The organism is Allobosea caraganae, from assembly GCF_003351345.1.
In the GTDB taxonomy this organism is placed as follows: Bacteria; Pseudomonadota; Alphaproteobacteria; order Rhizobiales; family Beijerinckiaceae; genus Allobosea; species Allobosea caraganae.
In genome coordinates this window covers 237,656-260,223 of sequence record NZ_QQTO01000012.1, presented here as the reverse complement: position 1 = coordinate 260,223, position 22,568 = coordinate 237,656, and the positions used below count along the sequence as shown (strand labels likewise).

General features: G+C 68.0%; 20 protein-coding genes. 8 read left to right on the top strand and 12 right to left on the bottom strand.

Annotated elements, in window-relative coordinates:
• The first annotated feature begins 249 nt into the window (after window positions 1–249).
• The 4 genes from DWF00_RS06820 (at window position 250) to DWF00_RS06805 (ending at window position 4,040) form a co-directional block, all read left to right on the top strand.
• Entirely contained in the window at window positions 250–1,395 is a 1,146-nt protein-coding gene (locus DWF00_RS06820) for an ABC transporter permease (protein WP_114830674.1), read from the top strand.
• Window positions 1,396–1,403: 8 nt separating this feature from the next.
• Window positions 1,404–2,219 (top strand): ABC transporter ATP-binding protein, encoded by an 816-nt coding sequence (locus DWF00_RS06815; RefSeq protein ID WP_114830673.1) that lies wholly within the window; start codon window positions 1,404–1,406, stop codon window positions 2,217–2,219.
• Between the two features lie 86 nt (window positions 2,220–2,305).
• Complete coding sequence (locus DWF00_RS06810; RefSeq protein ID WP_114830672.1) at window positions 2,306–3,439, top strand: MlaD family protein; 1,134 nt, start codon at window positions 2,306–2,308, stop codon at window positions 3,437–3,439.
• 46 nt (window positions 3,440–3,485) lie between these two features.
• Window positions 3,486–4,040, top strand: coding sequence for an ABC-type transport auxiliary lipoprotein family protein (locus DWF00_RS06805; RefSeq protein ID WP_114830671.1), 555 nt, complete (start codon window positions 3,486–3,488; stop codon window positions 4,038–4,040).
• Window positions 4,041–4,198: 158 nt separating this feature from the next.
• On the opposite strand, the gene DWF00_RS06800 is transcribed toward DWF00_RS06805, so the two are convergent.
• Together DWF00_RS06800 and DWF00_RS06795 are read right to left on the bottom strand one after the other, a co-directional pair.
• Window positions 4,199–4,702 carry a TY-Chap domain-containing protein gene (locus tag DWF00_RS06800; RefSeq protein ID WP_114830670.1) on the bottom strand — a complete coding sequence of 168 codons (504 nt, stop codon included), beginning with the start codon at window positions 4,700–4,702 and terminating at the stop codon, window positions 4,199–4,201.
• 221 nt (window positions 4,703–4,923) lie between these two features.
• On the bottom strand, window positions 4,924–11,040 hold the full coding sequence (locus DWF00_RS06795) for an apolipoprotein A-IV repeat region-like domain-containing protein (protein ID WP_114830669.1): 6,117 nt from the start codon (window positions 11,038–11,040) through the stop codon (window positions 4,924–4,926).
• 279 nt (window positions 11,041–11,319) lie between these two features.
• On the opposite strand from DWF00_RS06795, the gene DWF00_RS06790 reads away from it, so the two are divergent.
• The gene (locus tag DWF00_RS06790; RefSeq protein ID WP_114830668.1) at window positions 11,320–11,658 is read left to right on the top strand and encodes an Hpt domain-containing protein; all 339 of its coding nucleotides are present in this window, start codon (window positions 11,320–11,322) and stop codon (window positions 11,656–11,658) included.
• 239 nt (window positions 11,659–11,897) lie between these two features.
• Window positions 11,898–12,218 carry a 2Fe-2S iron-sulfur cluster-binding protein gene (locus DWF00_RS06785; protein ID WP_114830724.1) on the top strand — a complete coding sequence of 107 codons (321 nt, stop codon included), beginning with the start codon at window positions 11,898–11,900 and terminating at the stop codon, window positions 12,216–12,218.
• A gap of 2 nt (window positions 12,219–12,220) precedes the next feature.
• Here the strand turns inward: DWF00_RS06785 and DWF00_RS06780 are convergent, their stop codons facing one another.
• Complete coding sequence (locus DWF00_RS06780) at window positions 12,221–13,459, bottom strand: MFS transporter (RefSeq protein WP_114830667.1); 1,239 nt, start codon at window positions 13,457–13,459, stop codon at window positions 12,221–12,223.
• Window positions 13,460–13,687: 228 nt separating this feature from the next.
• Here DWF00_RS06780 and DWF00_RS06775 point away from each other — a divergent pair, with 228 nt between their 5' ends.
• Complete coding sequence (locus tag DWF00_RS06775; RefSeq protein WP_114830666.1) at window positions 13,688–14,116, top strand: universal stress protein; 429 nt, start codon at window positions 13,688–13,690, stop codon at window positions 14,114–14,116.
• Window positions 14,117–14,124: 8 nt separating this feature from the next.
• Here the strand turns inward: DWF00_RS06775 and DWF00_RS06770 are convergent, their stop codons facing one another.
• The 3 genes from DWF00_RS06770 to DWF00_RS06760 all read right to left on the bottom strand — a co-directional run bounded on the left by DWF00_RS06770 (window position 14,125) and on the right by DWF00_RS06760 (window position 16,290).
• Window positions 14,125–14,721 carry a hypothetical protein gene (locus DWF00_RS06770; protein WP_114830665.1) on the bottom strand — a complete coding sequence of 199 codons (597 nt, stop codon included), beginning with the start codon at window positions 14,719–14,721 and terminating at the stop codon, window positions 14,125–14,127.
• A gap of 31 nt (window positions 14,722–14,752) precedes the next feature.
• Window positions 14,753–15,928 carry a vWA domain-containing protein gene (locus tag DWF00_RS06765; protein WP_114830664.1) on the bottom strand — a complete coding sequence of 392 codons (1,176 nt, stop codon included), beginning with the start codon at window positions 15,926–15,928 and terminating at the stop codon, window positions 14,753–14,755.
• 83 nt (window positions 15,929–16,011) lie between these two features.
• Window positions 16,012–16,290 (bottom strand): HU family DNA-binding protein, encoded by a 279-nt coding sequence (locus DWF00_RS06760; protein ID WP_281270128.1) that lies wholly within the window; start codon window positions 16,288–16,290, stop codon window positions 16,012–16,014.
• 268 nt (window positions 16,291–16,558) lie between these two features.
• Here DWF00_RS06760 and DWF00_RS06755 point away from each other — a divergent pair, with 268 nt between their 5' ends.
• Window positions 16,559–17,803 (top strand): flavin-dependent oxidoreductase, encoded by a 1,245-nt coding sequence (locus DWF00_RS06755; protein WP_114830662.1) that lies wholly within the window; start codon window positions 16,559–16,561, stop codon window positions 17,801–17,803.
• Between the two features lie 74 nt (window positions 17,804–17,877).
• On the opposite strand, the gene DWF00_RS06750 is transcribed toward DWF00_RS06755, so the two are convergent.
• The 6 genes from DWF00_RS06750 to DWF00_RS06725 all read right to left on the bottom strand — a co-directional run bounded on the left by DWF00_RS06750 (window position 17,878) and on the right by DWF00_RS06725 (window position 22,311).
• The gene (locus DWF00_RS06750) at window positions 17,878–18,243 is read right to left on the bottom strand and encodes a PilZ domain-containing protein (RefSeq protein ID WP_114830661.1); all 366 of its coding nucleotides are present in this window, start codon (window positions 18,241–18,243) and stop codon (window positions 17,878–17,880) included.
• 111 nt (window positions 18,244–18,354) lie between these two features.
• Window positions 18,355–18,813, bottom strand: coding sequence for a cupin domain-containing protein (locus tag DWF00_RS06745; RefSeq protein WP_114830723.1), 459 nt, complete (start codon window positions 18,811–18,813; stop codon window positions 18,355–18,357).
• A 77-nt stretch (window positions 18,814–18,890) separates the two neighbouring features.
• Window positions 18,891–19,589, bottom strand: a complete 699-nt coding sequence (locus DWF00_RS06740; RefSeq protein WP_114830660.1) for an ABC transporter ATP-binding protein — start codon at window positions 19,587–19,589, stop codon at window positions 18,891–18,893.
• A 1-nt stretch (window position 19,590) separates the two neighbouring features.
• Entirely contained in the window at window positions 19,591–20,340 is a 750-nt protein-coding gene (locus DWF00_RS06735) for an ABC transporter ATP-binding protein (RefSeq protein ID WP_114830659.1), read from the bottom strand.
• On the bottom strand, window positions 20,333–21,388 hold the full coding sequence (locus tag DWF00_RS06730; protein WP_114830658.1) for a branched-chain amino acid ABC transporter permease: 1,056 nt from the start codon (window positions 21,386–21,388) through the stop codon (window positions 20,333–20,335). Before DWF00_RS06730 ends, DWF00_RS06735 begins: the two co-directional genes overlap by 8 nt.
• Window positions 21,385–22,311: a branched-chain amino acid ABC transporter permease gene (locus DWF00_RS06725; protein WP_114830657.1), complete on the bottom strand. Its 927-nt coding sequence runs from the start codon at window positions 22,309–22,311 to the stop codon at window positions 21,385–21,387. The genes DWF00_RS06730 and DWF00_RS06725 overlap by 4 nt, the downstream gene beginning before the upstream one ends.
• Between the last annotated feature and the right edge of the window lie 257 nt (window positions 22,312–22,568).

Below are 22,568 nucleotides of genomic sequence, written 5' to 3'. Positions count from 1 at the left end.
ACCAACCTGTTCCGGTAGCGCACCGAATGCAGCACGCTATCAATCGCGGGGATGATTCGGAATCGTGCCGCGAAAGTGCTTAAGGAATCGCTGAAAGTTTTTGGCTTTTCTTACGTTTGGGAAGCGCGCGCTTTTCCCTTCTCCCCTCGGGAGAAGGGAAGGTTGCTTGCCAAGCCCATGGCGCATGGTGATACAGGTTGGGCATGGCGGGCCGGGACACCGGCCGCCCGAGGGACACCACTGAGGACCATGGCGAGCCTCGACAGCGCTGAACCGCAAGCGGTCTTTCGCGACGATGCCGGCACGCTCGCCGTCGCGCTCGCGGGCTCGTGGAGCGCCGACCGCGCCCCGCGCATCGAGGCGCTGGTCAAGGAGATCGGCGAGCGCGTCGCCGAGGCCTCGCGCGCCACGCTCGACCTCTCGGCCGTGGTCCGGCTCGATACGCTCGGCGCCTATGTGCTGAGCCGCCTCAAGGCGCAGCGCGAGGAGGCGGGCGCCGCCGTCGAATTCGTCAGCAGCCAGCCGGAGCACACGGTGCTGCTGGCCGAGGTCGACGTGCATGATTGCTCGGTGACGCCGACCACCCGGCATTTCGGCGTCGTCAATGTGCTGGTCAATATCGGCAAGGCCGTCGTCCGCTTCGGCCGCGACATGGTCGGCGGCGCCATGTTCCTTGGCGAGGTCGTGGTCGGGTCGCTCGGCGTCGTGCTCGGCCCGCGCAAGTTCCGCGGCCCCTCCCTGGTCAACCAGATCGAGCTGATCGCCTTCAACGGCGCGCCGATCATCGCGCTGATCTCGTTTCTGGTCGGCTGCATCGTCGCCCAGCAGGGCATCTTCCAGCTCCAGCAGTTCGGCGCTACCGTCTTCGTCGTCAACCTGACCGGCATCCTGATCCTGCGCGAGCTCTCGGTCCTGCTGACCTCGATCATGATCGCCGGCCGTTCCGGCTCGGCCTTCACGGCCGAGATCGGCTCGATGAAGATGCGCGAGGAGATCGACGCGCTACGCGTGATGGGGCTCGACCCGATCGAGGTCCTGATTGTGCCGCGCATCCTGGCGCTGATCATCTCGCTGCCGATCCTGACCTTCATCTCGGCCATGTCGGGCATCATCGGCGCGGCGCTGGTGACCTGGCTCTATGGCGGCATCGGCATCGACACCTTCCTGGCACGGCTGCAATCGGTCATCACCTGGAAGCACTTCGCCGTCGGCCTGATCAAGGCGCCGTTCATGGCCTTCGTCATCGGGCTGATCGCCTCGATCGAGGGGCTGGCGGTCAAGGGCTCGGCTGAATCGCTCGGCCGCCAGGTCACGGCCTCGGTGGTGAAGTCGATCTTCATGGTCATCGTCGTCGACGGGCTCTTCGCCATGTTCTTCGCGTCGATCGCGTTCTGAGGGCGGGGATGAGCGCAGACCCGGTCCAGCGGCCGAATGGCCAGCATCACGACGGCGAGCCCGAGGCGGTGATCCGCGTGCGCGATCTCCGCGTGGCCTTCGGCGACAAGGTGATCATGGACGGGCTCGACCTCGACGTGATGCGCGGCGAGATCTTGGGCTTCGTCGGCGGCTCCGGCCAGGGCAAGTCCGTGCTGACCCGCACCATCCTCGGTCTCGTGCGCAAGAGCCGCGGCACGATCGAGGTCTTCGGCGAGGATGTCGATGATCTCGACCTCGCCGCAAAGCGCACGCTCGAGCGCCGCTTCGGCGTGATGTTCCAGCAGGGCGCGCTGTTCTCGGCGCTGACCGTGAAGCAGAACATCCAGGTGCCGATGCGCGAATATCTTAAGCTCTCGCCGGCTCTGCTCGACGAGATGGCGATGCTGAAGCTGGAGATGGTCGGCCTGCCGCATGATGCGGCCGACAAGGCGCCCTCCGAGCTGTCCGGCGGCATGATCAAGCGCGCGGCGCTCGCCCGCGCGCTGTCGCTCGACCCCGAGATCGTCTTCCTCGACGAGCCGACCTCAGGGCTCGACCCGATCGGTGCGGCCGAGTTCGACGAGCTGATCATGACCCTGAAGCAGACGCTCGGCCTCACCGTCTTCATGGTCACGCATGACCTCGACAGCCTCTATTCGGCCTGCGACCGGATCGCGGCCCTGGCCGACAAGCGCGTCATCGCGGTGGGGCCGCTTTCGACCATGCTGGCCTCCGACCATCCCTGGCTGAAGGCCTATTTCGGCGGCGAGCGGGCGAAGGCGAGGCTGCCGGCCAGCCACTAAATCATCTTTTCGCCAACGGTTTGGCCGACGATGTTGCCCGAAAACAGCTTCGCAAGGGCCGGGCTGATGCTCTAGCGTCGACCGCAATGGAATCACGCGCCAACTATGCTCTGGTCGGCCTGTTCACGCTCGCCGTGCTCGCGGCGATGTTCGGCTTCGTCTACTGGTTCAACAGTGGCGCGGCCGGGCGTCGGCAGGACGTCCGCATCATCTTCAGCGGCACCGTGACGGGGCTGGGGCGCGGCTCGAGCGTGCTTTTCAACGGCCTGCGGGTCGGCGAGGTCACGCGCATCGAGCTGCAGCCGGACGATCCGCGCCGGATCTACGCAGTCGTCCAAGTCGACAATACCACGCCGCTGCGCGTCGACACGCGCGCGCGCATCGAGGCGCAGGGCCTTGCCGGCGTGGTCGCGGTTCAGTTGCTCGGCGGCGACCCGAGCTCCCCGGTCCTGACCGCCCAGCCGGGCCAGCCGATGCCGACGATCATCGCCGAGAAGTCGGAGTTCCAGGACATCCTGGAGACGGTGCGCACCATCGCCTCGCGCGCCGACACGGTGCTGGGCAGCATCGACCAGCTGGTCAAGGAGAATTCCGGCTCGATCAGCAACACCGTCAAGAACGTCGAGAAGTTCTCGGCTGCGCTCGGGGACAATTCCGGCAATGTCGACAAGGTCCTGGCGAGCTTCGGCCAGATCGCAGAGACGATCACGCCGCTGTCGCAGAAGCTCGGCGTCCTCAGCGAGGAGCTGACCGAGGTCGTGCGCTCGGTCGACCGGCGCAAGGTCGCGGAGATCGTCGACAACGTCGACAAGTTCACCGGCGCGCTCGGCGATTCCAGCGGCGATGTCGGCAAGATCGTCAAGGACGCCGCCTCGATCTCGGAGAAGCTCAACAAGGCGGCCGATCAGGTCGAGGGCGTCCTCAAGGCCGCGCAGTCCTTCCTGAACACTCAGGATGGTCAGGGCGCCTTCGCCGAGGTCGCCAATGCCGCGCGTTCGGTGCGCACGCTCGCCGACAACCTCGACAAGCGCACGGCCGACATCACCACCGGCATCAACCGCTTCACCGGGCCGGGCCTGCGCGACATCGAGAACCTCGCGGCCGAGGGACGGCGCAGCCTGACCGATTTCAACCGCACCTTGCGCAGCATCGAGCGCAATCCGCAGCAATTCATCCTCGGCAGCAAGCCGCCGCTTCCTCAATACGGCGGATCGCGCTAGTCAGATGATGATGTCGCTCCGCCTTAAGTCGCCCACGCCATTTGCCATGCCGCTCGTCCTGGCCGTTTCGCTGGGCCTGGCCGGCTGTGGCGGCGGCGCGACGCCGACCACCTTCGACCTCTCGGCGCCACGCGATTTCGGCAAGCTGAAGGGCTCGCGCGCCGCAGTCGTCGTCAACGAGCCGACCACGGTGCAGACACTCGATTCCGACCGCGTCATCGTCAAGGATTCGACCGGCGCGCTCTCCTTCCTCGGCGGCGCGCAATGGGCCGACCGCGTGCCCAAGCTGGTGCAGATCAGACTGATCCAGACCTTCGAGAATGGCAGCCGCATCGCCTCGGTCAGCCGTCCCGGTGAGCGCATCGTGCCGGACTACCAGCTCAACACCGACATCCGCGCCTTCAACATCGACACCGCCTCCGGCAGCGCCGTCGTCGAGATCACCGCCAAGCTCGTCGCCGACAAGACCGGCCATATCCAGCGCGCCAGGCTCTTCACCGCGCGCGTGCCGGCCGGTGCCGTCGATGGTCCCGGCGCTGCACAGGCGCTCGACCAGGCGCTGTCGCAGGTGCTGATCCAGATCGCGCGCTGGGCGGCGTGAGCGTCTGAGCCGTCGCGTTCTGCGGAAACGTCCCGCGCCGTCGCGGGCAAACTCTCTTCGTCATGGTCGGGCTTGTCCCGACCATCCACGTCTTCGCCCGTCGCGGGCGCCGCTCGAGACGTGGATGCCAGCCAAAAGGGCGAGCATGACGGCGTACTCTACGACACCGGCGCGCATTGCGCCCGCATCGCCCGTCCGCCCGGCCCGTAGGGTGCATCGATCTTCAGCCTCTTGCCCGGACGCGGGCTGTAGCCCTCATAGAGCGCCGTCAGCATCAGCTCGGCAGCAGCCGAGAAATCCGCTTGCGTCGTGGCTTTGACGGAAATCTGGAAATTGCCCTCCGTTCCATCGGTCGAAAAGCCCAGGCGCTGCAAGGCGGCGAGTCCGTCTTTCGTAACGATCTGGGCCCGCCGCTCGCCCGGTTTCGTGCCGTAGAAGCCCGAAGCGGCCTCGCACAGCATCGGCTCGTCGCGGAGCAGGCACTGGACGTAGTGGCTGGGGGCGTCTCTGTCGGTGAGGATGAGATAGCGCGCCTGCGTGCGCGGGTCGGCATGGATCTGGGCGAGCCGTCCGGCGATCTCGCAGTGATAGGCCGCCAGGAAGGCCTCGAGGCCGCGCTCCTTGCCGAAGGCCGGAGCGGCGAGGGCGAGGACGCCGATCAAGGCCGTGCTTCCCCATGATCGTCCGCGTCGCAAAATCAGCCCCCCGCCGCTATTGGTGAGCGAGACTATGGCGCGGGCGTAAGCCGTTGTCTGCGCCTTCTGCCCCGTTCCGAATGAAAACGGGCGCCTCACGGCGCCCGTTTCACCAAGTCCATCAAGACCTAACGTGAGCTATCTGACTCAACGTCAGATGAACTTGAATCAGTTTCTGAACGGCGGCCTCACTCGAAGCGCCCGCTCGCATGGGCGAGCATCGTGTAGACCTTGCCGGTCTCGGAGGTGAGGTAGGTCTTGGCCACCATCGAGTCGCGGTCGTCCTTGGCCGCTTCGCCGAGCAGGCGCTCGAACTCGTCGATATAGCGGTCGACCGTCTCCTTGAACTCCGCGTCGCGGCGATACTTGCGCCGGATCTCGTCGAAGGTCTGCTGGCCCTGCAGCGTGTAGAGCCGGCGGGTGAAGACGTTGCGCTCGCCGCGCTTGTAGCGGTCCCAGAGCTCGACCGCGGCGTCGTGGTCGATCATCCGGGCGATGTCGACCGAGAGCGAGTCGAGCCGCTCGATCGAGTGCGCGGTCGGCTTGCTCGTCTCCGGCGCCTTGTCCTCGCGCGAGGCGCGGTTGAGCAGGTCGGAGAGCCAGCCGGCCTTGGCGGGCGGGGCCGTCTCAACCGGAGCCTGACGGCGCGGCGCCTCCTGTGCGGGGGCGGGACGCGGGGCAGGGGCGGGCTTGACCTCGGCGCGCGCCGGTTCCGGCCGTGCCGGCTCCGGCGTGGCGTCGAGCGAGGGGCGCAGCAGCGGCTGTTCGGCCGGAGCCTGGATGCGCGCCTGCGTCACCGCGGTCGCATAGGTCGGGGCGGCAGGCGCAGCAGCCGCGGCGCGGCGGCTCTGGGCCTCGGTCGGGACGGCGACGTCGCTGCCACGGCCGGAGCGGGTCACGATCTCGGTGAGGTCGTTCAGCGCCTTGATCTGCTCGGCGACGACGCGGCGCATCGCGGCGGTCGATTCCTGCGTCTCGCGCGGCAGGTCGAGCACGCCGCGCTTCAGCTCCGCCCGCGTCGTCTCCAGCTCGCGCTGGATCTCGGCGGAGACGCCGCGCATGTCCTGCGCCGCGTTCTGGAAGCGCTCGATCACCTTGCCGAGCTCGTTGCCGACCTCGTTGGTGACCTGCTCATAGGCCGAGCGCAGGGCATGCGCGGTGCGCTCGCGCTCCTTGCCGGTGGTGGCGCGGATCGTCTCGAACTGCTGCGAGATCGCGTTCGTCGTCGCCTCGGCCGAGTCGGTCAGCACGCCGCCGATCTGGCGCGCCCGCGCTTCGGCGCCGCTGAGCGATTCATCGATCAGCGCCGCGAAGGAGCGGGTGATCGACTCGATGTCGTCGGTGCGGTTGGCGATCAGCCCGTGCAGTTCCTCGAGCGAGTCCTTGCGGTCGCTGAGCGCCTTGCCGACGCGCGCCTCGACCTGCTCCAGGCGCGAGGCGACGGCGTGCAGCGCAGCCGTGCTGGCCTGGGTGACCTCGCTGAGCGAGGCGCCCTGGCCGTCGATCTGGCCGACCAGCGCCGTGGTCTGGCGCAAGGTGCCCTCCGAGAAGGTCTTGAGCTCCTCGACCTGCGACGAGACCTGCTGCGAGGCGCTCTTGGCCTCGTCCATCACGGTCGCGAGCACGGTCTGCAGCTCGCCGACGCGGGCCGAGAGGCCATTCTCGATGGAGGCGAGGTTCTTGTTCGCGCCGCTGACGATCTGCTGCATCAGCTTGTTGGCTTCGCCGAGGCGGCCAAGCATGCCGCCCAGTTCGCCGCGAAGCTGCTCGTTGGTGGCGACCAGCGCATCGACGGACTGGCGCGCGCCGCTTTCCAGCGTCTCGCGCAGCCCGGCCGAGGAGGTGTCGAGCGCCGTGGTGATCTCGCTGCCGCGCTCGCGCAGCCCCTCGATCATCGCGCTGCCGCGGCTCTCGATGGCCCGCACCACGGACTCGCCGACCATGGCGACTTCGTTCGCGATCGTCTCGCCGCGCTGGCCCAGCGCCGTGACCATGCCGCCGCCCTTGTCGTCGAACAGCACGCGCAGCTCCTCGGCGCGGGCGCCGAGCGAGGCGGCGATCGCCTCCGACTTGCCCTGGAGCGTGTCGGCGATCTGCTGGCCGCGCGAGTCGAGCGTGCTGGAGACGGTGTCGAGCCGGTTGACGACGCGCTCCTCGAAGCGCGCCACGCTCTGGTCGAGCGTATCGGCGATCTGCAGCGCGCGGCCGCCGAGCGTGGCGTTGATCGCGTCGGCCTTCTCGCCGAGCGTGCGGGTGAGCGACTCGCTCTTGGAGGTGACGACCTCGCCGATCTCGTCGGCCTTGGCCGCGAGCGCGCGGGTGACCTCGCGCCCGCCTTCGGCCAGCACGCGGGCGATGTCGACCGTGCGTTCGACCAGCGCCTCGTTGAGGGCGGTGGCGCGCGAGCCGAGATTGCCGTCGATGCGGGCGATGAGACCGTCGAGCGAGGTCGCGATCTCCGCGCTCTTCGCGCCGGAGCGCTCCTCGAAGATCTTGATCTGGCTTTCCATCGCGTCCGCGGCTTCCTGCGTCCGCGCGGCCAGGATCTCGGCTGCTTCGGCGGCGCGGCTGCCGACCTTGTCGGCCAGCGCGTACCCGTCCTCGGTCAGCAGCTTCTCGACCTGGCCGAGGCGGATGCCGACCGCGTCGGTGAAGCTGCGCGCGTCGTTGGCGAGCTTGGCTGTGAGCGTGCCGCCCTGCCTGATGACGACCTCCTCGAAGGCGATGAGGCGCGCCGCCAGCGACGTGTCGATCTCGCGCCCCTGCGTGTCGAAGAGCCGGGTGAACGCGCCGAGGCGCTCGCCGAGCGTGCCCTCGATCTCGCGGCCCTGCCGGTCGAACAGGCTGGTGAAGGCGACGAGGCGCTCGTCGAGCGTGCCTTCGATCTCGCGGCCCTGCCGGTCGAACAGGCCGGTGAAGGCGGCAAGGCGCTCGTCGAGCCCGCTTTCGACGCTGCGGCCGCGGCTCTCGAACAGGGCGGTGAAGGCGGCGAGGCGTTCGTCCAGGCTGCTGCCGAGCCCGCTGCCCTGCGTGTCGAAGAGCTGGGTAAAGGCGGCGAGGCGTTCGTCGAGGCTGCTGCCGAGGCCACTGCCATGGGCTTCGAAGAGCCGGGCGAAGGCGGCAAGGCGCTCGTCGAGCGTGGCGCCGATGTCGCGCCCTTGCGTGTCGAACAGGCTGGTGAAGGCGATGAGGCGCCCGTCGAGAGCGCTCTCGAGGTCGCGGCCCTGCGTATCGAACAGGGAGGTGAAGGCGGAAAGACGCTCGGCGAGGGTGCCGTCGATCTGGCGGCCTTGCGTGTCGAAGAGCTGGTTCAGTGCGTCGTGGCGGGTGGCGAGGGTCTCGTTGAGCGCCTGCGAGCGGCTCTCGACCGAGCGCAGCATCGACTCGGCATTGGCGGCCAGTGCCTCGTTGACGCGTCCGCCCTGCTGGGTGAGGGCGAGCACGATCTCCTTGCCGGTGCCGGCGAGCATGGTGCGCGCCTCCTCGGCATGGATGGTGAAGGTCTCGCGCAGCCCCTGCGTCGCCTCCGAGACGCGGTCGGCGACATGGCGGCCGTCGACGTTGATCGTCTCGGTCAGGCTCCTGGTGGCGTCGGTCATGCGCCGCGCCAGCTCCTCGCTCTGCTCGCCGAGCAAGGTGTGGACCTCGCGGCCGGCCGAGACGAGGTCGCGGATCATGCCCTCGCGCTGCTCGCCGAGCAGGCCGGCGACCTGGCCGCTGGTCTCGCCGAGCTTGCTGATGAAGCCGCCCTGCTGCTCCTCCAGCGCCGCCCGGGCGCCCTCGACGCTCTGGCTGACCTTGGCGGCGAGCGCATCGCCCTGTTCGCCGAGCTTGGCGTGGACGGCCTCGCTGGTCTCGTCGAGCCGGGTGATCAGCGCGCTGCCGCGCTCCGCCAGCAGGCCGTGGACCGAGCGGCCGACATCGGCGACGCGGGTCACCAGCGCCTGGCTCTGGCCGCTGAGCAGGTCCTGCATTTCCAGCCCGGCCTGCGAGACCTTCACGGTCATGGCGCCGGCCTGCTCCTCGAGCAGGGCGCTGACCTTGGCTCCGGTCTCCGACAGGCTGTCGATCAGCGCCGTGCGCTGCTCGCCGATCAGGCTCTGCACCTCCTGGCCGGCGAGGCCGAGGCGCGCGACGAGGCCGTCGCCCTGTTCGCCGATGAGCGTGTGGACGTCCCTGCCGGCCTGGCCGAGGCGGGCGACGAGCGTGTCGCTCTGGCGGCCGAGCAGACCCTCGACCTCCTGGCCGAGCTGGCCGACGCGGCTGACCAGGGTCTCGCTTTGCGCGCCGATGAGGCTCTCGACCTCCTGGCCGGCCTGGCCGAGGCGGGAGATCAGGCTGTCGCCCTGCTGGCTGATCAGCCCGTGGACCTCCCTGCCGGTCTGGTCGAGGCGGGTCGCGAGCGCCTCGCCCTGCTTATTGAGCAGGCTCTCGGTCTCGTTGCCCGCCGTCGCCAGGCGCGAGACGAGCTTTTCCGTCTGCTGGTCGAGCAGCACGTGCACGGTCTCGCCGGTCTCGGAGAGGCGGTTGACCAGGTTGCTGCCCTGCTCGGTGAAGAGGCCGTGGACGCTGGCGCCGACCTCGGTGATGCGGCTCGTCAGGTCCTCGCCATGGCGGGAGACCGTGTCGCCGAGCGATTTGCTGGCCTCGTCGAAGCGCAGCACGATGGCGTCGCCGCGCTCGCGCAGCACGTCCTCGACGGTGCGCGTGGTGTCGTTGAGGCGGCCGATCAGGCTGTCGCCCTGGCTGCCGATCAGGCTGTGAACGCTGTCGCCGACCTCCTGCAGGCGCGAGGCGATCAGCTCGTTCTGCTTGTTGAGCAGGCCGTGGACGCCGCGGCCGACCTCGGCGAGGCGCACGGTGACGCTCTCGCCTTCTTCGGAGATCGAGTTGCGCAGGGTCTCGCCGGTCTCGGCGAGGCGCTTGCTCAGGCTCTCGCTCTGGCCGTCGATCAGCTCGACCATGGTCTTGCTGCTCTGCTCGAAGCGCTCGGCAACCGAGGCGCCGCGCGCGGAAATCTCCTGGGCGAGGCTCTCGCCCGTCATCCGCAGCGTCTCGTTGACCGTCTCGACCCGGGTCGCCAGGTTGTCGGCGACCTGCGAGCCGGTCTCGCTGATCGCGCGGGTCACTTCGCGCGCGCTCGTGGTCAGGCCCTCGGTCAGCACGGCGCCGGTCTGCTCCAGCGAGGCGGCGATCTCGTGCGCGCGCCCGTCGAGCAGGGTGGAGAGGTTGGTGCTGGCGCCCGAGAGCCGCTCGCTGACCTCGCCGGAGGTGACCTGCAGGCGTTCGACCAGCTCATGGCCGCGGCCGCTGATCTCGTCGATCATGCGCTCGCCGGCGCGTCCGAGCGCGATGGTGATCTGGTCGCCCTTCTCGCCGAGCGAGCCGGTGACGCGGTCGCCCGCCTGCGCCACGGCGTCGGCAATGGCGCGGCTGGCGCTCTCCAGGTCCTTGGATAGGCCCTCATGGGCGCCGCTGATGGCGAACTTCACCCGCTCGGCATTGCCGACGACGGATTCGCGCTGGGTGACGAGCTCGTCGATCAGCGAGCGCAGCCGGATCTCGTTATCGGCATAGGCGCGCTCCAGCGTGGCGATCTCGCCGCGCACGATCGTCTCGAGCTCGCCGGCGCGCGCCACGGCGCGCTCGATGCCGTCGCCCATCGCCGCGACCTCGCGGCGGATGGTCTGGCTCAGCGAAAGAATCGAATCGGCGCCGACCACCTCCGGCTCGGCGAGCCGCAGCGCGACCTCGGTCATGGCGCGCGCGACCAGACGCATCTCCTGGGTGCGTCGATACAGCGCCGCGAGCACGAAGAAGAAGACCACCGGCGTGCCGACGGCGAGCGACAGCAGCGTCCACTCGCCCGGGCCGAACCCGGCCATGCCCTCCGGCACGCCGTTGGCGAAGGAGCCGAAGCGGCTGACCAGCACGAAGCCGGCGCCGCCGAGCCAGACGAGCGACGCGAGCGCGGCGAGCCAATAGGGGCGGGAGGAGGGGCGAACCGAGAAGGCCTGGACGAGCGAGCTCGAATCGCGGCGGTCGTCATTGGCGACGCGGCTGGTGTCGGGGGCGATGGCGGCGCGGGGGGCGGGCGCCCGCGGCGCCTCGGCTTCGGGCCTGGGCGCCGGCTGCTCGACGCGGGGTAGCTCGAGCTTGAGATCGCCCTCGGCCGCGGAGGGGAGCTTGAGCTCCGAGGCCGGGGAGGCGTCGGCCTCTACCTTGGGCTGGTCGAGCCTCAGAGCCTCTTCGATCGCGGACATGGCCGCCTCGGTCGGATCCTGGAGCTTGTTCTGCCGGGTCATGATTGCCGCCTCGCAACGCTACTCACATGATGGACGCCGCCAATCATCCCCATTTCAAGCCGAAAGCCGCCTCTGACTTTCGCCTGGAAAAGGGACATTGCGCCCATCATTTACCATTTCGAAGGGTAGTGGAGCGACTGTCCAATGGAAACCCATTTGAGTGGTCGATTCACAAACGTCGTTAACGCCTCGTTCACCATGAAGGCGGCTGTTAGCGCCGACGGGCTACTCCACAAGCCCGCGTGACTTTTGTGTCGATCTTGCTTATCGAGCCCCGCCATGTCCCAGAGTCCCATCGATCTCGCCCATCTCGCCCGCCAGACCGGCGGCGACCACGCCCTCGAACGTGAGCTGCTCGCGCTTTTCGCGCAGCAATGCGTCCGCCACCTGCGCACCATCCATGCCGGCAGCGATGCCCGCACGCGGATCGACGCCGCCCACACGCTGAAGGGCGCGGCGCAGGCGATCGGCGCCTGGCAGGTCGCGGAGGCCGCCGACGCGATCGAGCGCCAGCTCGCCGCCAACGATGCCGGCCGCACCGAATGCGCCATGGACGCGCTGGCGCTCGCCGCCGCCGAGGCCAGGGCTGTGATCTCCCAGTTCGACCTGGCCGCCTGAGCCCATTGGCGACTTCTACCGGCGCGGCCGTCTGCGCTTCCGGCGCTCACGGACCAATGTCGCTCCGCTCCGGTTCTCGACAGCCACGCCAGCCGGCTCACGCCGGCGAAGTCTCAAACGGGCTCCGAGCGTAGACCGCGTCTCATTCGAAAAATTCGAGCCTGACCGGACGGAAAGGGCGTTCCCCTTTCCGCATGCATCCTCTAAGCGATGCCGGCCATCGGTCCGCGGAGTTCATGATGCCGAAGATCACCTATATCGACGCCCTCGGGGAGAGCCGCACCGTCGAGGGTGAGACCGGCTCCACCGTGATGGAGACTGCCGTGCGCAATGGCATTCCCGGCATCGAGGCCGAATGCGGCGGCGCCTGCGCCTGCGCCACCTGCCATGTCTATGTCGACGAGGCCTGGACCGCGAAGACGGGCGAGCCGGAATCGATGGAGGAGGACATGCTCGACTTCGCCTTCGACGTCCGCCCGAACTCGCGCCTCTCCTGCCAGATCAGGGTCCGCGACGACCTCGACGGGCTCACCGTGCGCACGCCGGCGCGCCAGGGGTAAGCCTATTCTGCGGCGACCGGCAGGGCAGGCGACAGCACGGTCTCCTGTCCCGGCACGGGATGGCGCGGCACCAGGAAGGCGAGGCTGAGCGAGACCGTCGCCACCGCCGCCCCGATATAGAAGACGATCGCCGGATCGCGGATCCAGAGCAGCCCGAAGGTGACCGGCAGGAACACTGCCGCGATGTGGTTGATGGTGAAGGCCACCGCCGAGGTCGGCGCGATGTCGGCCGGGTCGGCGATCTTCTGGAAATAGGTGCGCTGCGCCAGCGTCAGCGTGAAGAACACGCCATCGACGATGAAGAGCGCGCCGGCGACGAAGACGCCCCAGCCGGCGAAATGGCCATGGCTCGCCAGCGCGTAGCCGACGAAGACGGCGATCAGCGAGATGTTCTCCATCTGGATCGTAGCCCGCTCGCCGACCGTGCCGACGAGCCGGCCGAGCATCGGGCCGACGAAGGTGTTGATGCCGTAGGTCGCGAGCAGCAGCGTCGCGGTGGCGGAGACGTCGTAGCCGAAGCGCTCGACCAGCAGGAAGCCGCCGAAGGCCATGAAGATCTGCCGGCGCGCGCCCGACATGAAGGTGAGCGCGTAGTAGAGCCAGTAGCGCTTGCGCAGCACGAAGCCCTTGTTTTGCGGCACGGTGCCCTGGAAGCGCGGGAAGGTGAGCCAGGTCGCCAGCGTCAGCGCGATCGTCACGAGGCCGGCGACGACGAAGATCGTGATGTAGCCCGGCTGGAACAGCTTCCAGATCAGCGCGATCGAGCCGAAGGCGATGAGCTGCGCCGCCGCCGAGGCGCCCGCGATCCTGCCGAGCAGCCGCGGCGCCTCCGCCTTGGGCAGCAATTGCAGCTGCAGCGCCTGCTGCGCGGTCTCGTAGTAGTGGAAGCCCAGCGACATCACCGTCGTCGTCAGCAGCAGGCCGCCGAGGGTGGGGAAGTAGCCGGTGATCGCGACGCCGATGCCGAGCGTGATCAGGCTGACATAGGCCAGCATCTGCTCGCGCATGAACCAGAACAGGATGATCGCGGTGAAGGCCAGGAAGCCGGGGATCTCGCGGACCGATTGCAGGATGCCGATATATTGCCCGGTGAAGCCGGCGGCCTCTTTGGCGAAATTGTTCAGCAGCGCGGTCCAGCTGGCGAAGCCGAGCCAGTTGACGAAGGCCAGCACCATCAGGAAGACGGCAGGCGAGTGCAGCAGCCCTTTCGAGGCAGGGGAGGCAGGCGAGGCTGCTGTCATTGAACTACCGAACGGAGATGGAAGGAGGCCGCAGGCCGCGGCCACGTCATTGGCGTTGTATTGCACCAGTTTTAGGCAGGGGGCCACCTGCGTCAATTCCGGCAGATCATGGCGACCATGCAGCGGCGCGGCCGGGAGCCATTTGTGGTATGACGGAGGCCAGCCGCAGGGACTGAAGACGGGACGCGGCATAGCGGGACGTGACCAAGCCCACAGCCGGAGGATGCGATGTACAAATCGATTCTGGTTCCCGTCGATCTCGCCGAGGCCGATCTCGCGGCCCCTGCCATCACCGCGGCGGTCTCCTTCGCGGAAACCTCCGGCGGCACGGTCCGGCTGATCTATGTCCGCTCGCTGGTGCCGATCACCTACATGGAATTCGTCCCGGCCGAATTCGACACCGAGCAGCAGAGCGAGGCCGAGGCCAAGCTCGCCGAGATCGCGGCTGGCGTCGCGCTGCCGCCCGAGCGGGTCTCGGCCAAGGTCCTGGTCGGTTCGGTCTATGGCGAGGTCCTGGCCGAGGCCGAGGCGAGCGGCACCGACCTGATCGTGATCGGCTCGCATGAGCCCGGCATGCTCGCCTACGTCATCGGCTCCAACGCCTCGACCATCGTGCGCCGAGCGAAATGCTCGGTGCTGGTGGTGCGCAGCGGCTGAGACGCCGCTCAGGTAGAAGGCCGCGGCACCAGATCGTCCGGCACTTCCCCCGTCCGCAACTCCTGCGGCCGGTTGAGCCTGACCATCGGCCAGACCTGCCAGACCGAGGCCGCTGCCAGCGCGATGCCGAGCCAGCCGGCCGGCGCAGCGCCTTGCAGGAAGGCGCGCGCCGTGAAGACCCCCAGTATGACGAGCAGAAGCCCGCTGACGATGGCGAGCGTCAGCCAGAGCCATCTCGGCTTGCCGGCGACGAAGCGGGCGCGCGGATTGGCCTGCGCAATCGCCGCCGCGAGCGCCTCGACGAAGGCGCGGTAGCCGGCATCGTCGCGCTCGATCTCGGTGACCGAGCGCCAGGACAGGTTGCCGAAGCTGACCTTCCCGCCATTGCCGAGCCGCAGCTGCGTCTTGAAGCCCTTCGACGAGATGTTGCTCGGCGCGAAGGTGAAGCGCACCTGCTCGATCGCGGCGAGCTTGACCCTGTCGACCTTGCGGGTCGAGTCGATCTCCAGCTCGTCGCCCTTGATCCGATAGGCGATCACGAAGCCGACGGGCCGCGGGCGCTGGTGCCAGAAGGGCGGTGGCGTGTCGGTGTCCGGGCTGTTCATGGCCGAGCCATAGCGGCTCGGCCGGGCTTTGTCAGCGCGCCAGCGCCTTCATCGCGCCGTCGAGCCCGTCCAGCGTCAGCGGGAACATCCGGCCGTTCATCAGCCCCCCGATCTGGCGGATCGACTGGGTGTAGCCCCAGAGCTTCTGCTCGACCGGGTTGAGCCAGACCGATTTCTGGAAGCGCTCGGTCAGCCGCCTCATCCAGACCTCGCCGGCCTCCTCGTTCCAGTGCTCCACCGAGCCGCCGGGCATCGCGACCTCGTAGGGGCTCATCGAGGCGTCGCCGACGAAGACGACGCGGTAGTCGGCCGGATAGGTCCGCAGGATATCCCAGGTCGGGATGACCTGGTCGTGCCGGCGCCGGTTCTCGCGCCAGACCCGCTCATACGGGCAGTTATGGAAGTAGAAATGCTCGAAATGCTTGAACTCGGCCCGCGCTGCCGAGAACAGCTCCTCGGCCAGCTCGACATGCCAGTCCATCGAGCCGCCGACATCGAGGAAGAGCAGGACCTTGACGGCGTTGCGGCGCTCCGGCCTGAGCTTGACGTCGAGATAGCCGTGCCTGGCCGTCTCGGAGATCGTGTTGTCGAGGTCGAGCTCCTCGGCCGCGCCGGTGCGGGCGAAGCGCCGCAGCCGCCGCAAGGCGATGCGCAGGTTGCGCACGCCGAGCTCGCGCGTGTCGTCGAAATCCTTGAACTCGCGCTTGTCCCAGACCTTCACCGCCCGGAAGTTGCGGTTCTTGTCCTGGCCGATGCGCACGCCCTCGGGATTGTAGCCATAGGCGCCATAGGGCGAGGTGCCGGCGGTGCCGATCCATTTCGAGCCGCCCTGGTGCCGGCCCTTCTGCTCGTCGAGCCGCTGCTTCAGCGTCTCCCAGAGCTTCTCCCAGCCCATCGCCTCGATCTGCGACTTCTCTTCGTCGGTGAGGTACTTCTCGGCGAGCTTGCGCAGCCATTCCTCGGGAATGCCGGCCTGTTCGATCGCCTGCTGCAGCGTCTCCATGCCCTTGAACACCTGGGCGAAGACCTGGTCGAACTTGTCGAGATGGCGCTCGTCCTTCACCAGGCAGGTGCGGGCGAGGTAGTAGAACTCGTCGACGCGGTGCTCGGCGAGATCGGCCTCCACTCCTTCCAGCAGCGCCAGATACTCCCGCAGCGTGACGGGAACCTTGGCGGCGCGCAGGTCGGTGAAGAGCCTAAGGAACATCGCCCCACTGTGCGGATGGCGGGGGCGGGGTCAAGCAGCACCTGCCTTGTGGGCGAGGTGCTGCTTCCAGGCATTGCCGGTGGTCAGGCGACCGCGTCGGCGAGGTCCTTGGTGACCTTGAACTTGACGACGGTCTTGGCGGGAACCTTGATCGTGGCGCCGGTCGACGGGTTGCGGGCCTCGCGGGCCTCGCGCTTGGCGGCAGCCAGCTTGCCGACGCCGCCGAGGGTGACTTCGCCGCCCGACTTCAGCGTCTTGGCGACGACGGTGGCGAGCGAGCCCAGGATGGCGCTGACGTCGGTCTTGGTCTTGCCGGTCTCGTCGGCGATGGCGGCGATCAGTTCGTTCTTGGTCATTTTGATTCTCCTGAAGAACGCGGGTGTTGGACAGGCCTCGCGCCGGGCAGAGCCTGTGCGCGACCGGCCACGAATCAGTGGCGGTCACGACTCCGTTACACGCGAAAGCGCCGATTGACATGGCCGACGCCAAAAAAACGGTGGCATCGGCCCTAGATACGCACAGCAATCCGCTTCGTTCCCATGCAATTGAGGGTTAAACGGCGGCCCAAGAGGCGATTGACAAGCCTCCGCCTATTATTTCAAGCTTAAAATATATCGGGGGTCGAGACGCATGCAGGTTGTCATCGCAGGGGGCGGGATCGGCGGGCTGACGCTGGCGCTGATGCTGCATGCGCGCGGGATCGCCGCCACGGTCTACGAGCAGTCGAGCGAGATCCGCGAGGTCGGCGTCGGCATCAACACCTTGCCGCACGCGATCAGGGAACTGGCGGAACTCGGCCTGCTGCCGGCGCTCGACGCGGTCGCGATCCGCACCCGTGAACTCATCTACATGAACCGTTTCGGCCAAACCGTCTGGCGCGAGCCGCGGGGCTTGCATGCCGGCGCGCCGGTGCCGCAATTCTCGATCCATCGCGGCAGGTTGCAGGGCGTGATCCGCGACGCGGTGGTCGAGCGGCTCGGCGCTGACGCGCTGCGCACGGGGCGCCGCCTGCAGGGCTTCATGCAGGACGAGGGCGGCGTCACCGCCTATTTCGCCGATTCCCGTCGCGGCGAGGCGGGCGAGACGGCTCGCGCCGATGTGCTCATCGCCGCCGACGGCATCCACTCGACCGTACGCGGCCATTATTTCCCGAACCAGGGCTCGCCGCGCTGGAATGGCGTGCAGATGTGGCGCGGCGCCTGCGACTGGCCGGTTTTCCTCGATGGCGAGAGCATGATCATCGCCGGCGGCATGGCCGGCAAGCTGGTGCTCTACCCGATCGCGGCCGGCTCCAGGCCCGGCACGCGCCTGACCAACTGGGTGGTCAACATCCGCACCGGCGACCCGGCCAAGCCGCCGCCGAAGGAGGCCTGGTCGAAGCCCGGCCGGCTCGAGGACGTGCTGCCCTATGCGCGCCGCTTCACCGTGCCTGGCATCGACATCCTCGCCCTGATCCAGGCCTCGCCCGGCTTCTGGGACTATCCGATGTGCGACCGCGACCCGCTGCCGCGCTGGACCCATGGCCGCGTCACCCTGCTCGGCGATGCCGCCCATCCGATGTATCCGGTCGGCTCGAACGGCGCCTCGCAGGCGATCCTCGATGCCCGCGCGCTCGCCGACGCGCTGGTACGCGCCGAGCATCCGCGCCAGGCACTCGCGGCCTATGAAGCGGAACGCCTGCCGGCGACGGCCGAGATCGTCGCGATGAACCGTGTCGGCGGGCCGGAGCGGGTCATCGACGCGGTCGAGGCGCTGGCGCCAAACGGCTTCGACGATGTCGAGCGGGTGATGAGCTACGCCAGGCGCGAGGCGATCGTGAAATCCTATGCGGGCAAGGCCGGCTTCGCGCCGGAGCAATTGGCCAGGAAGCGCTGAGCGCTTATCGGAACCACAGCCCTCATCCTTCGAGACGCCGCTCCGCGGCTCCTCAGGATGAGGGCTGGGGACAATCAGCCGGCCTGGCTCAGCTGCGCGATGCGCGCCTTGAGCTGAGCGTTGTTCTGCTCGCACATCCTGAGGCGCCGGGCGATGTCGAGCGGCACGATCTCCGCGTCAGTCGCGGCCTGATCTGCGAAGACGAGGCCGATGCGCTCGCCATTGCGCCAGCGGATGCGCGCGCCATAGGAGCGCTGCTTGTGGTCGATCTCCAGATCGAAGGCGGAGGGCAGGGCGACGGCGTCGGAGAGCAGGATCAAGGCGCCGGCATCCGAGAAGTTGCGCACGACGCAGTCGAGCGTCGCGCGGCGCTGGTTGAAGACGATACGGCCGCCCAGCAGCGTGCGCTGGCGCGGCATCTTGCGGCGTTCGGTCGTCATGAAAGGAGGCCCCCGCTTCGGCTGCGCGATCTCTGCGTCATGCAACCTATGCGCGCTTATCGCCCAACGACGGGGCGATTGCAGCCTTAACCTTGGCTTAACCTTAACGCATCACGCACCGTCGGGCGGTGGCGGCAGAAAGTCGATCTCGTACTTAGCCGACAGCGCCACGACCTCGGCCGGGTTCTGCTCCGGCATCGAATGGATCGCCCAGAACAGGTCGTAGAGCCGTCCGGTCGGCGCAACCCAGAACAGGCACTTCACGGTTGCATCGCTCTTGTTGAAGAGCCCGTGCGGGACGTTGCGGGGCAGGCGGATCAGGTCTCCGGCGGTCGCGTGCGATTCCTCGCCGTCGAGCACGAGGTCGAGCCTTCCCTCCAGCAGGTAGATGAACTCGTCCTGCGTCGGGTGGATATGCGGCGGCACGAAGGTGCCGGGCGGGAAGGTCGCGTGCCAGGAGAAGCTGTCGGCGCTCAGCGTCTTCGGCACATAGGTCTGGCCCAGGATGTTCCAGGAGATGCCGTCGATCCCCTGATTGGCCTTGGTCACGCCGGCGGTCAGCGGCTTCATCATGATGGTTCTCCTAAGAGCATTTTCGAGCGAAGTGGATACCGGTTCGCGTGAAGAAAATGCGTTAAAACAAAAAGTTACAGATGCAGGAAGCGGTCCTTGACCGCGCTGTCGCTGCGCAGGTCGTCGCTGGAGCCGCGCCAGACGACGCGGCCCTTCTCCAGCACGATATGACGATCGGCGATCTTGGCCAGGGCGTCGACATTCTTGTCGATGACGAGGATCGACTCGCCCTCGGCCTTGAGCGCCGCGAGGCAGGACCAGATCTCCTGCCGGATGATCGGCGCGAGCCCCTCGGTCGCCTCGTCGAGAATGACGAGTTTTGGATTGGTCATCAGCGCGCGGCCGATCGCGAGCATCTGCTGCTCGCCGCCGGAGAGTTGGTTGCCGCGATTGGTGCGCCGCTCCTTCAGGCGCGGGAAGAAGGCGTAGATGCGCTCGATGTCCCAGCGCTTCCGGCCGAAGCGGCTGGCGGCGGTGGCGATCAGGTTCTCCTCGACGCTGAGCGTCGGGAAGATCTGGCGCCCCTCCGGCACCAGCCCGATGCCAGCCTGCGCGATCTTGAACGGTGCCGCGCCGGTGAGATCCTGGCCGGCGACGCTGACGCGGCCGGCCTTGGGATGGATCAGCCCCATGATGGCGCGGATCGTCGTGGTCTTGCCCATGCCGTTGCGGCCGAGCAGGGTGACGACCTCGCCCTCGTTGATGGTGAGGCCGACCCCGAACAGGATCTGCGCCTCGCCATAGCCGGCATCGAGGTTCTCGACGACGAGCATCTCAGCCCTCCTCGCCGAGATAGGCTTCGCGCACCGCCGGATCGGCGCGGACGACAGCGGGGTCGCCCGAGGCGATGACGCGGCCATAGACGAGCACGCTGACCTTGTCGGCGAGCGCGAAGACCGCCTCCATGTCGTGCTCGACAAGCAACATGGCGTAGCGGCCCTTCAGGCTCTTCAGCAGCGAGATCAGCCGCTCGCCTTCCTCGCGGCCGACGCCTGCAAGCGGCTCGTCGAGCAGGATCGCAGCCGGCTCCAGCGTCAGCGCCATGGCGATCTCGAGCGCGCGCTTTTCGCCATGCGAGAGGCGGCCGGCCGGGACATGGGCGCGCTCCGCCAGACCGACGGCCTCGATCGCCGCCCAGGCCGGACCGTTCAGGCGCTCGTCGCGCGCGGCGTTGCGGAAGAGGGCGAGCGGATGCGCTGCGCGCGCCTGCACGCTCAGCGCCACGTTCTCCAGCACCGACAGAGAGGCGATGGTCGAGGTGATCTGGAAGGTGCGGGCAAGCCCCGCACGTGCCCGCTTCTCCGGCGAGAGCGTGGTGATGTCGTGGCCGCGGAAGCGAACCGTGCCGGTATCGGGCCGGAGCATGCCGGAGATCTGGTGGACGAGCGTGGTCTTGCCGGCGCCATTGGGGCCGATCAGCGCGTGCAACTCGCCGGGCGCAACTGCGAGGCTGACGCCATCGGTCACCTTCAGCGCGCCGAAGGACTTCTGGACGCCATCGAGGACGAGGACCGGCTCAGTCATGACGCCGGCCGAGCTTGCTGATGATGCCGACGATGCCGCCGCGCGTGAACAGCACGAAGAGCACGATCAGCGGCCCGAAGATCGCCTTCCAGTGTTCTGCGGCGATACGCAGATCAAAGCCGAATAGCAGATATGTTCCAAAGATGCCGCGCCAGTATTCGCCTAGGCCGGACAGGATTTCTTCGGTGAAGAGATAGGCAAGCGCGCCGATGACCGCGCCGTGCAGCGAGCCGGTGCCGCCGAGCACGACCATGAAGATCAGCTCGCCCGAGCGCTGCCAGGACATGAAGGCCGGGCTGACGAACTCGGTCTGGTTGGCGAGGAAGAAGCCGGAGAGCCCCGCGATCATGCCGCTGATCACATAGGCGATCAGCCTGACGCGGCCGACGTCATAGCCGGTCACGGTGACGCGGGTGGCGTTCTCGCGCGAGGCCCTGAGCACCCGCCCGAAGCGCGAGGCGACGATGATGCTGACCAGCGCGTAGCAGCCGGCGAGCGCGGCCAGCACGATGTAGAAGAAGCGGGTGCGATTGGCGAAGACGTCGAAGCCCAGCACCGTGCTGCGCTCGGCCAGCGTCAGGCCGTCATCGCCGCCATAGGCCGAGAGCGCCTGCGCCAGGAAGAAGCCCATCTGGCCGAAGGCGAGCGTGATCATGATGAAGGCGACGCCGCGCGTGCGCAGCGAGACCGCGCCGGTGACCGCCGCGAAGACGGCGCAGGCGACGAGGATCAAGGGCAGGGCGAGCAGCGCCTCCGGCCTGCCCTCGGTGATCATGATCCCGGTCACGTAGGCGCCGATGCCGATGAAGGCGGCATGGCCGAACGAGACCAGCCCGCCGACGCCGAGGATGAGATCGAGCGAGAGCGCCGCGATGGCGAAGATCATCGCCCGCGTCACCAGGGAGAGCCAATGCGAGGGCAGGCCGAGCGCGGTCGCAACCGGGATCAGCGCCAGCAGGACGAACAGCACGAGCGCGATGACGGGGCGGCGCTTCGGCAGCGGCGTCGCGACCGCCGGCGTCTCGGCGATGGCGCCGGCCGTGCTCATGTCCGGCCCTTGGAGGGCAACAGCCCTTCCGGCCGCACGAACAGCACGATCGCCATCACCAGGTAGATCAGCATCGAGGACAGGGCCGCGCCGGTTGCCCGCGCCGAGGGTGCGCTCATGAACAGGCGCAGCAGGTCGTTCATGAAGGAGCGGCCGAGCGTGTCGACGAGGCCGACGATCAGCGCGCCGACGAAGGCGCCGCGGATCGAGCCGATGCCGCCAACCACGATGACGACGAAGGCGAGGATCAGCACGGTGTCGCCCATGCCGGGCTCGACCGAGAGGATCGGCGCCGCCATCGCCCCAGCGAAGCCCGCCAGCATCGTGCCGAAGGCGAAGACGATCATGAAGAGCTGGCGGATGTCGACGCCGAGCGCCGAGACCATCGCCGCATTCGAGGCGCCGGCGCGCAGCAGCATGCCGGTGCGGGTCTTCTCGACGATGAACCAGAGCAGCCCGCCGACCCCGAGCCCTGCGCCGATCAGCGCGAAGCGGTAGACGGGGTAGAGGATGCCATCCATCAGCTGCACCGAGCCGGAGAGGAACGCGGGCACCGGGACGGAGAGGGGGGCGGCGCCCCAGACGATCTTGACGCCCTGGTTCAGCAGCAGGATCAGCCCGAAGGTCGCCAGCACCTGGTCGAGATGGTCTCGTTCGTAGAGGTGTCGGAAGACGAGGAATTCCAGCGCCAGCCCGATCACCAGCGCCGCCGCCAATGCCAGCGCCAGGCCGAGCCCGAAGCTCCCGGTCAGCCCGACGAAGGTCACGGCGAGATAGGCGCCGAGCATGTACTGCACGCCATGCGCCAGGTTGATGAAGTCCATCACGCCGAAGACCAGCGTCAGCCCCGCCGCCACCAGAAACAGCAGGATGCCGAGCTGGAGCCCGTTCAGGATCTGGACGATGAGGAGGCTGGTGGTCATGGCTTGAGTTGGCGTTGCCGGATGAGCGCGGGGAACCCTCTCCTGTAAGGAGAGGGCAGGGTGAGGTGTAGGCCAGAACACCAGCGAGGCTGAACCGAGTGCTCTCTCCGTCATTGCGAGCGCAGCGAAGCAATCCAGGGGCCGCCAAGCGGAACAGTCTGGATTGCTTCGCTACGCTCGCAATCACGGCGGCGGTCAGGTCGCCGCTCAACCGTCCAACGGCCTACACCTCACCCCTGCCCCTCTCCTTACAGGAG

Excerpts from the sequence above, each read along its gene's own strand:
- DWF00_RS06730 (WP_114830658.1), bottom strand. The coding sequence starts at position 21,388 with ATGAGCACGGCCGGCGCCATCGCCGAGACGCCGGCGGTCGCGACGCCG.
- DWF00_RS06725 (WP_114830657.1), bottom strand. The coding sequence starts at position 22,311 with ATGACCACCAGCCTCCTCATCGTCCAGATCCTGAACGGGCTCCAGCTC.
- DWF00_RS06740 (WP_114830660.1), bottom strand. The coding sequence starts at position 19,589 with ATGCTCGTCGTCGAGAACCTCGATGCCGGCTATGGCGAGGCGCAGATC.
- DWF00_RS06790 (WP_114830668.1), top strand. The coding sequence starts at position 11,320 with ATGTCCCAGAGTCCCATCGATCTCGCCCATCTCGCCCGCCAGACCGGC.
- DWF00_RS06775 (WP_114830666.1), top strand. The coding sequence starts at position 13,688 with ATGTACAAATCGATTCTGGTTCCCGTCGATCTCGCCGAGGCCGATCTC.
- DWF00_RS06770 (WP_114830665.1), bottom strand. The coding sequence starts at position 14,721 with ATGAACAGCCCGGACACCGACACGCCACCGCCCTTCTGGCACCAGCGC.
- DWF00_RS06735 (WP_114830659.1), bottom strand. The coding sequence starts at position 20,340 with ATGACTGAGCCGGTCCTCGTCCTCGATGGCGTCCAGAAGTCCTTCGGC.
- DWF00_RS06820 (WP_114830674.1), top strand. The coding sequence starts at position 250 with ATGGCGAGCCTCGACAGCGCTGAACCGCAAGCGGTCTTTCGCGACGAT.
- DWF00_RS06755 (WP_114830662.1), top strand. The coding sequence starts at position 16,559 with ATGCAGGTTGTCATCGCAGGGGGCGGGATCGGCGGGCTGACGCTGGCG.
- DWF00_RS06815 (WP_114830673.1), top strand. The coding sequence starts at position 1,404 with ATGAGCGCAGACCCGGTCCAGCGGCCGAATGGCCAGCATCACGACGGC.
- DWF00_RS06750 (WP_114830661.1), bottom strand. The coding sequence starts at position 18,243 with ATGACGACCGAACGCCGCAAGATGCCGCGCCAGCGCACGCTGCTGGGC.
- DWF00_RS06795 (WP_114830669.1), bottom strand. The coding sequence starts at position 11,040 with ATGACCCGGCAGAACAAGCTCCAGGATCCGACCGAGGCGGCCATGTCC.
- DWF00_RS06785 (WP_114830724.1), top strand. The coding sequence starts at position 11,898 with ATGCCGAAGATCACCTATATCGACGCCCTCGGGGAGAGCCGCACCGTC.
- DWF00_RS06780 (WP_114830667.1), bottom strand. The coding sequence starts at position 13,459 with ATGACAGCAGCCTCGCCTGCCTCCCCTGCCTCGAAAGGGCTGCTGCAC.
- DWF00_RS06810 (WP_114830672.1), top strand. The coding sequence starts at position 2,306 with ATGGAATCACGCGCCAACTATGCTCTGGTCGGCCTGTTCACGCTCGCC.
- DWF00_RS06765 (WP_114830664.1), bottom strand. The coding sequence starts at position 15,928 with ATGTTCCTTAGGCTCTTCACCGACCTGCGCGCCGCCAAGGTTCCCGTC.
- DWF00_RS06745 (WP_114830723.1), bottom strand. The coding sequence starts at position 18,813 with ATGAAGCCGCTGACCGCCGGCGTGACCAAGGCCAATCAGGGGATCGAC.
- DWF00_RS06805 (WP_114830671.1), top strand. The coding sequence starts at position 3,486 with ATGCCGCTCGTCCTGGCCGTTTCGCTGGGCCTGGCCGGCTGTGGCGGC.